13 protein-coding genes are annotated in these 12,480 nt (G+C 71.4%); 4 read left to right on the forward strand and 9 right to left on the reverse strand.

Annotated elements, in window-relative coordinates:
* Positions 1-18 precede the first annotated feature (18 nt).
* The 3 genes from ACIRPH_RS12405 to ACIRPH_RS12415 form a co-directional block, all read right to left on the reverse strand.
* Positions 19-1,161 carry a homoserine O-acetyltransferase gene (locus ACIRPH_RS12405; protein ID WP_402913042.1) on the reverse strand — a complete coding sequence of 381 codons (1,143 nt, stop codon included), beginning with the start codon at positions 1,159-1,161 and terminating at the stop codon, positions 19-21.
* Positions 1,158-2,474 carry a bifunctional o-acetylhomoserine/o-acetylserine sulfhydrylase gene (locus ACIRPH_RS12410; protein ID WP_402913045.1) on the reverse strand — a complete coding sequence of 439 codons (1,317 nt, stop codon included), beginning with the start codon at positions 2,472-2,474 and terminating at the stop codon, positions 1,158-1,160. The genes ACIRPH_RS12405 and ACIRPH_RS12410 overlap by 4 nt, the downstream gene beginning before the upstream one ends.
* A 344-nt stretch (positions 2,475-2,818) precedes the next feature.
* A complete protein-coding gene (locus tag ACIRPH_RS12415) occupies positions 2,819-3,442 on the reverse strand; it encodes a TetR/AcrR family transcriptional regulator (protein WP_402913046.1) in 624 nt (207 codons plus the stop codon).
* A 65-nt stretch (positions 3,443-3,507) separates the two neighbouring features.
* Between ACIRPH_RS12415 and ACIRPH_RS12420 the strand changes: the two genes are divergently transcribed.
* On the forward strand, positions 3,508-4,407 hold the full coding sequence (locus ACIRPH_RS12420) for an oxidoreductase (protein WP_402913048.1): 900 nt from the start codon (positions 3,508-3,510) through the stop codon (positions 4,405-4,407).
* A gap of 134 nt (positions 4,408-4,541) precedes the next feature.
* On the opposite strand, the gene ACIRPH_RS12425 is transcribed toward ACIRPH_RS12420, so the two are convergent.
* The gene (locus ACIRPH_RS12425) at positions 4,542-7,067 is read right to left on the reverse strand and encodes a DUF1963 domain-containing protein (protein WP_402913050.1); all 2,526 of its coding nucleotides are present in this window, start codon (positions 7,065-7,067) and stop codon (positions 4,542-4,544) included.
* A 210-nt stretch (positions 7,068-7,277) separates the two neighbouring features.
* Here ACIRPH_RS12425 and cutA point away from each other — a divergent pair, with 210 nt between their 5' ends.
* The 3 genes from cutA to ACIRPH_RS12440 all read left to right on the forward strand — a co-directional run bounded on the left by cutA (position 7,278) and on the right by ACIRPH_RS12440 (position 9,041).
* A complete protein-coding gene (gene cutA / locus ACIRPH_RS12430) occupies positions 7,278-7,607 on the forward strand; it encodes a divalent-cation tolerance protein CutA (RefSeq protein ID WP_402913052.1) in 330 nt (109 codons plus the stop codon).
* A 98-nt stretch (positions 7,608-7,705) separates the two neighbouring features.
* Positions 7,706-8,014, forward strand: a complete 309-nt coding sequence (locus ACIRPH_RS12435) for a hypothetical protein (RefSeq protein ID WP_402913055.1) — start codon at positions 7,706-7,708, stop codon at positions 8,012-8,014.
* 115 nt (positions 8,015-8,129) lie between these two features.
* The gene (locus tag ACIRPH_RS12440) at positions 8,130-9,041 is read left to right on the forward strand and encodes a hypothetical protein (protein ID WP_402913057.1); all 912 of its coding nucleotides are present in this window, start codon (positions 8,130-8,132) and stop codon (positions 9,039-9,041) included.
* A 501-nt stretch (positions 9,042-9,542) separates the two neighbouring features.
* On the opposite strand, the gene ACIRPH_RS12445 is transcribed toward ACIRPH_RS12440, so the two are convergent.
* The 5 genes from ACIRPH_RS12445 to ACIRPH_RS12465 form a co-directional block, all read right to left on the reverse strand.
* Complete coding sequence (locus ACIRPH_RS12445; protein ID WP_402913059.1) at positions 9,543-10,265, reverse strand: response regulator; 723 nt, start codon at positions 10,263-10,265, stop codon at positions 9,543-9,545.
* 427 nt (positions 10,266-10,692) lie between these two features.
* The gene (locus ACIRPH_RS12450) at positions 10,693-10,863 is read right to left on the reverse strand and encodes a DUF397 domain-containing protein (protein ID WP_402913062.1); all 171 of its coding nucleotides are present in this window, start codon (positions 10,861-10,863) and stop codon (positions 10,693-10,695) included.
* Positions 10,864-11,033: 170 nt separating this feature from the next.
* Positions 11,034-11,219: a DUF397 domain-containing protein gene (locus ACIRPH_RS12455; protein WP_402913064.1), complete on the reverse strand. Its 186-nt coding sequence runs from the start codon at positions 11,217-11,219 to the stop codon at positions 11,034-11,036.
* 76 nt (positions 11,220-11,295) lie between these two features.
* Positions 11,296-11,463 (reverse strand): DUF397 domain-containing protein, encoded by a 168-nt coding sequence (locus ACIRPH_RS12460; protein ID WP_402913066.1) that lies wholly within the window; start codon positions 11,461-11,463, stop codon positions 11,296-11,298.
* Positions 11,460-12,269, reverse strand: a complete 810-nt coding sequence (locus ACIRPH_RS12465) for a Scr1 family TA system antitoxin-like transcriptional regulator (protein ID WP_402913068.1) — start codon at positions 12,267-12,269, stop codon at positions 11,460-11,462. The genes ACIRPH_RS12460 and ACIRPH_RS12465 overlap by 4 nt, the downstream gene beginning before the upstream one ends.
* Positions 12,270-12,480 lie beyond the last annotated feature (211 nt).

Consider the following 12,480-nt stretch of genomic DNA (forward strand, 5'->3'; position numbering starts at 1 on the left):
GGTCGCCCCGTCCCGGCCTCAGTCCCCGTCCGCCAGGAGTTCGCGGACCAGCCCGGCCACCCGGCCGACCTCGATCAGGAACCCGTCGTGCCCGTAGGGCGAGTCGATCACCCGCGCCGTCCCGGGCACGGGCAGGCGGCGGGCGATGAACTCCTGCTGCTCCAGCGGGTACAGGCGGTCGCTGCTCACCCCCGCCACGAGGGTGCGCGCGGGCAGGCGGCGCAGCGCCTGCGCGGCGCCGCCCCTCCCCCGGCCCACGTCGTGGCCGTTCATCGCCTCGGTCAGGAGCACGTAGCTGGCGGGGTCGAACCGGCGCGCCAGCTTCCACGCCTGGTGGTCGAGGTAGGACTCGACGGCGAAGCGGCCGCCCCCGGCCGGGTCCTCCCCGTCCTGCGGGCGGCGCCCGAACCGGGACTCCAGCTCGCCGGGGCCCCGGTAGGTGACGTGGGCGATCCTGCGCGCCACCCCCAGTCCGGCGGCGGGCGCGCGGCCGGTGCCGTGGTAGTCGCCGCCGCGCCAGTCCGGGTCGGAGCGCACGGCGTGCAGCTGGGGCGCGGCCCAGGCGATCTGCCAGGCGGAGGTGGCGGCCGGACAGGACAGGACGAGGGCCCGGCGGACCCGTTCGGGGAAGGTCGCCGCCCATTCGAGGGCGCGCATCCCTCCCATGGAACCGCCGACCACCGCGGCCCAGGTGTCGATCCCCAGGGCGTCGGCCAGCGCCTCCTCCGCCCGGACGGTGTCGCGGAGGGTGATCCTGGGGAAGCCGCTCCCCCACGCCCCCGTCCCTCCGTCCTCCCTCGGCGAGGAGGGGCCGGTGCTGCCCTGGCAGCCGCCCAGCACGTTGGGGGCGACCACGAAGTACCGGTCGGTGTCCAGGGCCAGGCCGGGTCCGACCAGGCCCTCCCACCAGCCGGGCCCCGGATGTCCGGGACCCGCGGGCCCGGCGACGTGCGAGTCCCCGGTGAGGGCGTGGAGCACGAGGATCCCGTTGGCGCCGTGCGCGTCGGGCCGCCCCCAGGTCTCGTAGGCGATGCGCACGCCGGGCAGGGTCTGCCCCGACTCCAGGGGCAGGGGCTCCTCCAGCCGGACCCACCTCCGGTCCCCGGCGGGGTCGCCGTCCCGCCACCCTCCGGCGGCGGGACGGCCGGGCGCCACGGTCACTGGTGGGCCTTGGCCGCCCTGAAGCCCAGCTCCAGGTCGGCCTTGAGGTCGTCCACGTGCTCCAGTCCCACGGCGAGGCGAACCAGGCCCGGGGTGACCCCCGCTCCGGCCTGCTCCTCGGCGGAGAGCTGGCTGTGCGTGGTGCTGGCGGGGTGCACGATGAGGCTGCGCACGTCGCCGATGTTGACGAGCTGGCTGAACAGCTCGGTCCCGTCGACGAAGGCCCGGCCCGCGTCGACCCCGCCGCGGAGGTCGAACGAGACGACAGCGCCGGCGCCCCGGGGCAGATAGGTCCGGGCGCGCTCGTGGAAGGGGCTGGAGGGCAGGCCGGCGTAGTACACCGTCTCGACCTCGTCGCGCGACTCCAGCCACTCGGCGAGGGCCTGGGCGTTGGCGACGTGGCGTTCGAGCCGCAGGGAGAGGGTTTCGATCCCCTGGAGGATGAGGAAGCTGTTGAGCGGGGCGATGGCGGCGCCGGTGTCGCGCAGCACCTGGACGCGCAGCTTGGCGGCGTAGGCGCCGGGGCCGAGGGCCTCCCAGTAGCGGAGCCCGTGGTAGCTGGGGTCCGGTTCCACGAAACCGGGGAAGCGGTCCCCGTGGGCTCCGAAGTCGAAGGTTCCCGCGTCCACGACCGCGCCGGCGACGGTGGTGCCGTGACCGCCGAGGTACTTGGTGGCGGAGTGGACGACGACGTCCGCGCCGTGCTCGATCGGCCGCAGCAGATAGGGCGTGGGGACGGTGTTGTCCACGACGAGGGGGATGCCCTCGTCGTGTGCGGCCCCGGAGACCAGGCCCACGTCCAGGACGTTGCCTCCGGGGTTGGCGAGGGACTCCGCGAAGTACAGCTTGGTCTCGGGCCGTGTGGCCTCCCTCCAGGCCCGTGCGTCGTCCTGGTCCTCCACGAAGGTCACCCGGACCCCGAGCTTGGGCAGCGTGTGGTGGAAGAGGTTGTACGTGCCGCCGTAGAGCAGGGCGCTGGAGACGATGTGGTCGCCCGCGCCGACGAGGTTGAGCACGGCTCCGGTGACGGCGGCCGAGCCGGAGGCGAAGGCGACGGCCGCGACCCCGCCCTCCAGGGCGGCGATGCGCTGTTCCAGCACGTCCTGGGTGGGGTTGCCGATGCGCGTGTAGATGTTGCCGGGTTCGGCGAGGCTGAACAGGTCCGCGCCGTGCTGGGTGTCGCGGAAGGTGTAGGACGTCGTCTGGTAGATGGGCGTGGCGCGGGCGTTGGTGGCGGGGTCGGGCACGGCCCCGGCGTGGATCTGCTGCGTCTCGAAGGACCAGGCCTGCTCGGGGGCGGTATCGGCGGTCATGTGCACCTCTGCCTTTAATCCAGATCGGAAAAGTAGGGAATAGGTGGAGGCTAGCATCCTCCCCCGTGGGAGGACCAGGGATTCCGGGATTCCCCCGGCACGACCCCGCCCCCGACAGCAGAAGAGGGGAAGTGGATCCACCGCCGCCGACATCGGTCCGATCCGGCCACACGCCCGCCCCGGCGAACCGCTCCCGGAGCGAACGGCCCGGACACCGCGTCCCCGAGCACCGGCCCTCCCCCGCCCGCGCGGCGGATCCGGCCCGCTTCACTCCGCGGCCCGGCGGCCCCGCCGGCGCGGCTGACGCGCCGCTCCGTGGTTGCGCACCGTGGGAGGCCGCGTGGTCACTCGGGGCGGTCGTCCCGCTCCTGCGGGCGGTTCCCGGAGAGGAACTGTTCGACCGCGGTCTCCACGAGCGCGTCGAGCATGTCCGGACCGACGAAGTTGCCGTTGATGATCGAGGCGATGCCCTGGAGGGTCGCGAAGAGGACGAGCCCGATCCGCTCGGGGTCGCCCGCCCGGAGCGCCCCCTCGGCCTGCCCCCGCTCGATCAGGTCGGCCATCAGGCCGAACGGCGCCTCGGCCGCCTCGACGACCCGCGTCGCCCCCGGCCGGTGCTTGCTGGAGTACATCAGCTCCAGGAGCGCGGCGTTCTCGGTCGCGAAGCGGGTGTAGGCCGTCATCGCGACGCGCACGCGCGCCGGGAAACCGTCGCCCGCGCCCTCCAGCCCTGCGCGCAGCGCCGCGTCCAGCTGGGCGAACCCGGATTCGGCGAGCGCGTCCAGCAGCGCCTGCCGGTCGGAGAAGTGCCTGCGCGGCGCGGCGTGGCTGACGCCGACCTCCCGGGCGAGGTCGCGCAGCGAAAGCTGGTCGGCGCCGCGCTCCCGGAGGCCGCGCGCGGCCGCGTCGAGCAGGACGGCCCTGAGGTTTCCGTGGTGGTAGGGCCGCTCTTCGGTGGGGTCTGGCATGGGACCGAGTCTAGCAGGGCATGTTTTCGTTGACTACTTTGTTTCCGCTGGCTACTTTGTAGCCCATGACAACATTCTCTGCTTCGGACATCCCTTCCATGGCGGGGCGCACGGTCGTGGTCACCGGCGCGAACAGCGGCATCGGCCGGGCCGCCGCCCGCCTCCTCGCTGCCCGGGGCGCGCGCGTGGTGCTCGCCGTGCGCGCCGTCGACAAGGGGCGCGACGCCGCCGACGCGATGACGGGCGACGTCGAGGTCCGGCGGCTCGACCTCGCCGACCTCGCCTCGGTCCGCTCCTTCGCCGAGGACCTCACCGGGCCCGTCGACGTGCTGGTCAACAACGCCGGGGTGATGTTCCCGCCGCTCACACGCACGGCCGACGGCTTCGAGCTGCAGTTCGGGACCAACCACCTCGGGCACTTCGCGCTCACGAACCTGCTGCTGCCGCGTCTGCGGGGCCGGGTCGTCACGGTCTCGTCCAACGGCCACAGGGCGGGCGCGATCGACTTCGACGACCTCAACTGGGAGCGCAAGCCGTACCGGGCGGCGGCCGCGTACGCGCAGTCCAAGCTGGCCAACCTCCTGTTCACCTCGGAGCTCCAGCGACTGCTCGCCCAGGCCGGTTCGCCGGTGATCGCCACCGCCGCGCACCCCGGCATGGCGGCCACGAACCTGCTGAGGACCGACCCGCGGCGGCGTGCGCGCCACCTCGTGGAGCGGGCCGTGGTCCGCTTCCTGGCGCAGAGCGACGAGGACGGGGCCCTGCCGACGCTGTACGCGGCCGTGGCGGAGGTCCCGGGCGGCGGCTACGCGGGGCCGGGCGGGTTCCTGGAGGGGCGCGGCGCACCGGAGCTGGTCGGCCGCTCGGCGAGGGCGCGGGACGACGAGACCGCGCGACGCCTGTGGGAGGTCTCCGAAACCCTGACCGGGGTGGCCTTCCCCCGGCACGCGCTGCCCGCCGCCTGACCCGGGGAGGGGACTCCTTCGCCGCCCCCTCCCCGGCGCTCGGCCACGGGCGCCCCGGCCGTGGCACCGCGTGCGGCCCACCGGCACGCGGTGGGCCGCACGCCCGGGAGCCGGGGCGGCCGGGCGTGGGACGGTCAGGGGTTGGCGTACATCTGCACGACGACGCGGTCGAAGCGGCGCGCTTCGAGGTCCTGACGGGGGATGGTCCAGTACAGGATCCCCATCGGGACCCCGACCCACTGCGCGAGCAGGACCCAGTCATCGGGGCCGGGCAGTTGCCCGCCCTCCTCCGAGTACGCCGAGGCGGGAGCCGGGTCCCCGTAGCCGTCGAAGTCCGCGGCGTAGCCACCGATCTGCCACTTGCCCCCCTCGTCGGACTGCTCGGACCAGACCTCCTGCAGCGTCTCCGCGTGGGGGTGCAGGGCGAGGGCCTCGTCCCCGACAGGGCAGGAGGGCAGTCCCACGCCGGGGATCAGCCGCAGGTCGCCGGTGCGCCGCAGCTCCTCGTCCAGGTCCTCGGGGGAGTCGTACTCGTAGGGCTCGTAGTCGGGCGAGGCCTCCCGTTCCTCGACCGGCGTCCCGGCCTGGACATACACGGCGCCGCCCGCCAGGACGACGTCGTCCAGCTCGACGTTCGCGAACAGGAGCACGTGGCCGTCGGGCGGGAGCGGGAGGTCGGTGGCGCCCGGCGGGATCGCCGCCAGGTCGAGCGTCGCGATGAGCTGGTATTCGTCGGAGGCTTCCGTGTCGTCGGCGTCGTCGGAGGCCCACACCGCGCCCGGGGTGGGAACCTCCGGCGGGAGCATCAGCGGACCGCCGAGCCGGCCGACGACCGGGCCGGAGCCGTCGCGCGCCGTCCGCAGCTTCGGGCGGGCCAGCGCGAGCCACCGGTCCACGTCGTCCGCCGGAACCCCCTTGTCCAGAGCCTGCTCCCGGAACCGGTCCAGCCACCACAGCGTCGACGCGGGCAGGGCCCTCACCTCCGGGGACAGCACCCCCGCACCGAACTCCCAGCCGGGCTCCGGCGCCACCGCTCCCGGCTCGCCCAGCCCCGCGAGCCACTCCGCGGCGGACGAGCGGGTCCCCGCGTCGGCGTCCGACAGCGCGGCCCTCGCCGCCGCCAGGGCGCCCGGGTGGTCGCCGAGCACCCGGCGGGCCGCCAGGCGGTGGCGGTTCGCACCGAGCGCGAGCGAGGTCAGGCGCGGGACCAGGGCCTCGGGGGCGGCGGGGAACCGTTCGAGGATCGTCAGGACCATCGTCGCCGTGTCGACGGCGGACTCGTTCGGGTGCCGTTTCCCGTCGCCGCCGTCGAGGTACTCGTCCGCGAGGTCGAGGCGCTCGGCGAAGAGGGGCCACCAGCGCTCGGCGTCCTCGGGCGTGAGGAAGGCGCCGATCTTTCGGCGGGCGTGGTCCGTGCGGGTGACCAGGAGCGCGGCGGTCCGCCGGTCCGCGTCGGACAACCCGGCGGCACGGTACGCGTCCCGCAGGGCGCGGACGTCGGGCATCAGCGACAGCCGCCCCTCGGCACGGTGCCGGGAGCGGTCTCCGTCGTCTCCGCCGGCCCCCAGGGCCCGCAGTTCCTCCGCGAGGTCCGCGTCCTCGGGAGCAGCGACGGGCGGCACGGGGAGGACGGCCTCCGCCGCTCTCAGCACCCGTACCCGGAAGACGGCCCGGCGCAGCAGCCGGTCGCGTTCCGGATCCGCCGTCCCGTCGCCGCCGTCGGCCAGGGCCTCCTCGATCGCCGCGACACCGCCGTCGAGGTCGGCCAGGCGGGCCAGGGGGTCCGACAGGCGGTCCGGCGACGCGGTCCGCAGGTGCCGTCGCAGCAGGGCCGCCTGCCGTGCTCCGTCGACCCGGGACAGCGTGTCCAGCGCCTCCGCGCGGACCCCCGCGTCGGCGTCGGCCGCCAGCTCGGCGGCGAGTGCGGCGTGCGCCTCCGGTCTGCGCGCGCACAGGCGCACCACAGATGTGCGGTTGCGGGCGTCGAACCCGGTGGCGACCTCCGCGAGCTCGTCGGCGTGCCGGGCGAGGAACGCGATGCCCGCGTCGCCCTCCAGGGGCCGGTGCCGGCGATACGTCCAATGGCGGGAGTCCGTGTACAGCAGCGCCGACAGGGTGGCGTACACGGGGGTCCGGCCGGGGGCGTCGCCGGCCCGGGCGACCTCGGTGAAGGCGGGGAGGTCCCACCGCTGCCGGACGGTCTCGGCGTCGGCCCCGTCCGCGGCGCTGTACGCACGGATCACGTCGTCGGCCAGCACGAGGAGCCACGACGGCTCCCCGGTGGTCGGGGCATTGTCTGCGGCGGCGTGCAGCACCTGCCCGAACCGGGCGAGCACGTCGGCCCGCGCGATCCGGTAGACCGTGAGCCGTGCGGCCTCGGCGTCCTGCGGCGACCAGCCGGGATGCAGGTCGACGACGGCCGCCGTCCGCGCGGCCGACCAGGTGACGTCCGGCTTGGCGACCATGTCGGCGCCGGTCGGCCGCTCACGCAGCGCCGCCAGGACCTCCGGACCGGTACCGCGCAGGACGTGTTCGACCACCGGCTCGAAGACCTCCGACACCCGCAGCGGCGCGAGGCAGTCGCGCACCGCTGCCGCCACCCGGGTCGAGCTGCCGGTACCATCGCCGAAATCGGCCATTTCTGCTTCGGATTCTTGCATGGCGGAAGTTTAGGAACAGGGCGTGACATTAGCGTTCGTCACCGCGGCCCGCCCGAGGCCCGCCGGATGCCGCCTCCCGCACCACCTGGACGAACACAGGGCCGTCCGCTTCCGCGCCCTCGCCCGCACACCGATCTGCTGACGCCGGCTCGACGAGGGGGAGGAACTCTAGACTGGCCGGAGAATCCCCGCGACGGAACGGACCCCGCCATGACCGACTACGTCCAGGTGTCCACGGCGACCGAGACCCGCGAGCAGGCGGTGGACCTGGCCGGGTCCACCGTGAAAGCCGGGCTCGCGGCCGGCGCGCAGATCGTCGGACCCGTCACGTCGGTGTTCTGGCACCTGGGCGAGTTCGGCACCGGTCAGGAGTGGCAGCTCCTGCTGAAGGCGCGCGCGGACCGGTACCCGCAGATCGAGGCGCACCTGGTCGAGCACCACCCGTGGACGAACCCCGAGGTCGTCGCGACCGCGATCGTGGCGGGCTCCCCCGACTGCCTGCGCTGGATCGCCACCACGACGGCCCCCGACAACGCCTGACGGCTGTCCCGTATCGATCCACCCGGCAGCTCTGGAAACCTTCGCTTGCTGCGGCGGGTGGTCGAGGACCGGTCCGGGGTCGGGAATAGATTCTCTGCATGTCCTCGCATCTCAGCCACGGCGCTTCGGGAGCCCTGCGACGCTTCGCCGGGTGGCTTGCCCGGGGGTCTGTGGGTCACCCGTTGCTGGAAGGAATCGATTACTGGGAGGATCTGCGCGAGTCACCCTCCCAGATGGAGACCTGCTTCGCGATCTTCGCGAACGTCCTCGAACTGGATGAGCAGGGAGAACCGGTCAACGAGAAGCACGCGGAGCGACGGGCTGCTGCCTGGCTCTATCGATACTGCACCGGGGAGCTGCCCCCGGGGGAGCCGGACATCGAACCGTGGGAATGCCACCTTCATTGACCGTTGGCGTGCGACGTCGTCGGCGTGGGAGGCGGGCCCGCCCTCGTTCCCCCGCCCGGTGGGACCGCCCGGCAGGGGCGAGGTGGTGCAGGTTGGCGATGCTGTGGAGGACACGTTGGAAACGCCCGAGATCGACCGGCTCCGCGACGAGGTCACCACCAAGGCGGGCCTGGCCCCCGTCTCGGTGGAGGTGCTGCACAGCTGGGCCCTGTCCCACGTCGAACGACTCACCCTGCCCGACGACACGACGGTGGTGTTCAAGGCGGCGCGCGAACCCTTCACCCACGAGGACGACGCCCTGACCGGCGCCTGGCAGGCCGGTGCGAACGTCCCTCGCCTGTTCACCTCCACCCGGGAGGCGACCACCCTGGGCATGCTCATGCAGGACCTGGGCCGGTCCGTGCGCGAACCCGATGAGGAGGACGGGGCCGCTGCGGCGGTGCACCTGCACTCCGCGGCGGTGCCCGACTACCTCGCCCCCGGGGACACCGACTGGCCGGCCTCGCTGCCCCGCCGAGCCCTGCGCACCCTGGACGTGCTCCAAGGACAGGGACGGTGGGAGGGGGCCGGCGACATCGCCGCCATGCTGCGCATGCTCGCTCAGGCCGGCCCCGCACGTGCTGAGGGGACGATGCTGCGCCCCTACGGGTGGGTGCACTCGGAGTTCCATCCCACCAGCCTTGTCGTCACCGATGAACGCGTGTTCGCGCTCGACCTCGCGCGCGCCTTCCGCGGCCCCGGACTGCTGGACCTGGTGTCCTGGCACGGCACCATCACCCCCGCCGACCCCGACCGCGCCCGCGCCTTCCTCGAACGCTACGTACAGGCAGGCGGCCCGGCCGAGGCCCTGCACGACCGGGGCGGCCTCACTGCGCAGGAGTGGGTCCTGGGCTGGCACCGCGTGTGGATCGTGGAGTGGTACCTGGCCCAGGCCGCCCAGTGGATCGCCAACCCCGACGACGACCCCGTCTACGAGCGGGTCGTGCGTGGCCACACCGCCGAGGCGGCCCAGCTCCTGCACGTGTGAACCCCCGAAAGGCCCAGTGATGGAGAAGGTTCGTCCCCCGTACCTGTTGTTGGACGTCGACGGCGTCCTCAACCCCTTCCCCGGCCCCAGCGGATCGCTACCACCCGAGCACCGTCCCCACCGGGTCACCTACAACGGCATCCCTGAGGTGCCCGTGTGGCTCCACCCCGACCACGACTGGGCCAAGGCCCGCGCCGTGGGCGGAACCCCACTCTGCTCAGCAGGGACGCCGTACACCCGGAGGCCGTGGTCGGGATGCTCAGCCGGGACGGGGCGTTTCACCCGGCCATGTCGCAGTGGAGGGTTCCGGAGTCGTGGTTTCGACTGCTCCTACCGGACTCGGTGAACGGTTCGAGCCGCACCTCTGACAGCGCCCGTGTGTTCTTTCCCCGGGAACACCGGCCCCCAGTACTGAAGGCTCTTCGTCGTGAGGATTCCGAAAACCCTCGAAGGAGCCTTTCCCAGAGTCGGGAAACACCGCTGTCGGCCGGATCCGGAACCCTAGCTGACGTACTCGGCGCGCACCGCGTAGATGGCGGCCTCGGTGCGGGAGTGCACCTGCAGCTTCTCCAGGATGTTGCGCACGTGGTTCTTCACCGTGTTCTCGGTGATGAACAGGCGTTCCCCGATCTCGCGGTTGTTGAGCGACCGGGCGAGCAGCTTGAGGACCTCGGTCTCGCGCGGGGTCAGGTCGGGGATGGCGGGGGCGGACGGCGGGGTGGCCTCCTGCTTGGCCAGCTCCGCGAACTCCCCGATGAGCTTGTTGGCCATCCGCGGGTTGATGAACGACTGGCCGTCCGCGATGGCGCGCACGGCGCGCGCGATGTCGGTGACGGCGATCTCCTTGAGGAGGTACCCGGTGGCGCCGGCCTTGAGGGCGTCGAACAGGTCCGAGTTCTCGTCGCTCATGGTGAGCATGATGAACTTGGTCCTCGGGGCGGCCTGCCGGATCTGCGAGCAGGCGTCGATGCCGTTGGAACCGGGCATCCACACGTCCATCAGGACGACGTCGGGGCGTACCCCCGCGGCGAGCCGGACGGCCTCCGATCCCCGTCCGGCCTCACCGACGACGTTGATGTCCTCCTCCTCGTCCAGGACCGAGACCAGCCCTCGGCGGAACAGCGCGTGGTCGTCCACGACCATGACGCGGATCGGCGCGGGAGGGGTGGAGGGTTCGTCGATCGGGAGGGGTATTTCGGCGGGGGTGGGGGGGTGGGGGCTCACAGGTGGGCCTTTCTTCTGTCAGACAGCTGCCGGAAATCGCCTTCCGGGCATTCGGACATTTCCCCCGAAAGGAGCAAGGGTTTTCATCGGTCCTTGCAGAAAGGGCTTGTGAGGATCGAAGCCCCGGGGCAGTGCGAGTGATTGCCGTACGTGCAGGTCCAGCCGGTGACCAGAGGCGCGAAAGGAGATCGGGAGAAAGGGAGACCCATCGATTCCTCCTCGTGGGCGGTGTGTCTCATCTTCTCACGAGTGGCGCGGGTGTGGGCGACATCGGAGGTTGTCCGCGTTCCCCCGGGGAAGACGGATCCGCCATTGGCCGTGGTCATCGGCCGGAGGGGTTGTGACGTCCGGAAGGGCGGAGGTGAGCACCGCCCCCCGCCACCGAGCCGGACGGGGCGGGGTTCTTCACGGACGGGGAGTCAGGGGTCTACCGACTGCACACCGCGTTCAGCAGCGCGGTCCACTCGGAAACGGGGACGTCGAGGTGCCCCAGCTCCCGGTTCCGGGTGTCGCGGATACCGGTGATCGGCCCCTCCGCCACCTCGACGCAGTGGCCGGTATTGCCGCTGTAGCTGGACTTGTGCCACTTCTCCGACATCGTCAAGGGCCTCTCTCAGCATGTCCGGGCTTCGCCCACCGGAAAGCGTCTCCCTGGACCTGTGCTCGGCAGGGGCCACCGCGAAACGGTCTGCCCGTGAGAGCTTCCTCGACCCCGGGCATGCAGCAGGCCCCACCCGTCTGTCCGGGCAGGGCCGACTCACTACTCCGCTACTTGGCGCGCACCGCAGCCAGGAGCGCCGTCCACTCCGAGGCTTCGGTGGACAGATGACCCAAGTTCCGGTTCTGGGTGTCACGGACATGAGTGGTAGGTCCTTCCGCGACCTCCACGCAGTCCCCACCCCGTCCATCGCTGTAACTGGACTTGTGCCAGGACCAGTTGTCGGCGGTGCTCATCACAGACCTTTCATCGTCGCATGGAGGACTTCGAGGGATCGCCGCAAAGACAGCGCCTCGCCCGGAGCTCGTCCGCTTACGTGCCGCGCACCGCGTTCAGCAGCGCGGTCCACTCGGGGGAGGGGATGTCGAGGTGTCCCAGATGCCGGTTCTGGGTGTCGCGGATACCGGTGACCGGGCCCTCCGCAACCTCGACGCAATCCCCACCGTTGCCCCCGCTGTAGCTGGACTTGTGCCAGTTCATGCCAGATATTCCTTTCTCATCTCCCGGATGCGGTACAGCGACTCGACTGGAGCGAGTGCGTCAGCCTGCATCGCTCCGAAGAGCGCACTCATCTGCGATACGTCATGTGCCTCGCCGCGAGCGACATCCCCCAGCGCATGCTCCACGAACACCACGGTCTGAGTGTCCGAGATAGACATGATCCGGAACGGCGGGCACAGCCCTGGGTGAGTCAACCGTGTCGGAAGCATCTGGAACCGGATCGTACCGGCCTCAATTAGTTCAACGATGTGGTCGAGCTGTTCCCCCATGGCTGCCGGTGACCCGAGCGGGCGTTGCAGGACTACCTCGTCCACTACGAACCATAGCGTCGGACGCCTGCTTTTGAGCTCAGGGAGCCGCGACGTCCGGGTCTCGACCACCTGGGTGACCTCAGCCTCGGTTGCCCTGGGTTGCCACGCCCTGACCAACGTCTCAGCATAAGCAGCGGTCTGCAGCAACCCAGGAACCAGGATGGATTGGTACTGGGAGATCGCGACCGCTCGCCGTTCCGTGGACAGTGCGTTCCGGAACCAATCTGGGACGTTGCGGTTCCTGTGGACGTCCACCCACAGGCGCAACAGAGAGCCTTCTGTAGGGAACAGAGCCTCCATTTTGTCCACTTGACTCCTGGTTGCAGGCCGTACGGCACGCTCGATGTGGCCAACCATTCCACCCGACACGTTGATGCGCTTGCCAAGCTCCTGTTGAGAAAAACCCTGTTCAACACGGTACCTGCGGACCGTTTCGCCAAATTGGACCCATTGCTTCAGGACCTGATCTGCCATACGACTAGTGAACTACATAACCGCTACTTCGCGCTACAAATTTAGCCTGCAACCGACAGGTTCTTTGTCGGCGTAGGCAACGGATCCCAGTTCATGGAAAGTAGTGAGCGCGCCACCAAGCTTCCTTCGCGTCCTCCCAGGCGCAATGGGTTGAGCAGGCCACCCCTAACCACGAACGGGGCGGCCATCTTGGGTACAAAAAAGCCCCGAA

This window comes from Nocardiopsis sp. NPDC101807 (genome assembly GCF_044766605.1).
GTDB classification, from domain to species: Bacteria; Actinomycetota; Actinomycetes; order Streptosporangiales; family Streptosporangiaceae; genus Nocardiopsis; species Nocardiopsis tropica.

What these genes read in the sequence shown, in the direction of transcription:
- ACIRPH_RS12410 (WP_402913045.1), bottom strand. Translation starts at nt 2,474, where the DNA reads ATGACCGCCGATACCGCCCCCGAGCAGGCCTGGTCCTTCGAGACGCAG.
- ACIRPH_RS12415 (WP_402913046.1), bottom strand. Translation starts at nt 3,442, where the DNA reads ATGCCAGACCCCACCGAAGAGCGGCCCTACCACCACGGAAACCTCAGG.
- ACIRPH_RS12420 (WP_402913048.1), top strand. Translation starts at nt 3,508, where the DNA reads ATGACAACATTCTCTGCTTCGGACATCCCTTCCATGGCGGGGCGCACG.
- ACIRPH_RS12425 (WP_402913050.1), bottom strand. Translation starts at nt 7,067, where the DNA reads ATGCAAGAATCCGAAGCAGAAATGGCCGATTTCGGCGATGGTACCGGC.
- cutA (WP_402913052.1), top strand. Translation starts at nt 7,278, where the DNA reads ATGACCGACTACGTCCAGGTGTCCACGGCGACCGAGACCCGCGAGCAG.
- ACIRPH_RS12435 (WP_402913055.1), top strand. Translation starts at nt 7,706, where the DNA reads ATGTCCTCGCATCTCAGCCACGGCGCTTCGGGAGCCCTGCGACGCTTC.
- ACIRPH_RS12450 (WP_402913062.1), bottom strand. Translation starts at nt 10,863, where the DNA reads ATGTCGGAGAAGTGGCACAAGTCCAGCTACAGCGGCAATACCGGCCAC.
- ACIRPH_RS12455 (WP_402913064.1), bottom strand. Translation starts at nt 11,219, where the DNA reads ATGAGCACCGCCGACAACTGGTCCTGGCACAAGTCCAGTTACAGCGAT.
- ACIRPH_RS12460 (WP_402913066.1), bottom strand. Translation starts at nt 11,463, where the DNA reads ATGAACTGGCACAAGTCCAGCTACAGCGGGGGCAACGGTGGGGATTGC.
- ACIRPH_RS12465 (WP_402913068.1), bottom strand. Translation starts at nt 12,269, where the DNA reads ATGGCAGATCAGGTCCTGAAGCAATGGGTCCAATTTGGCGAAACGGTC.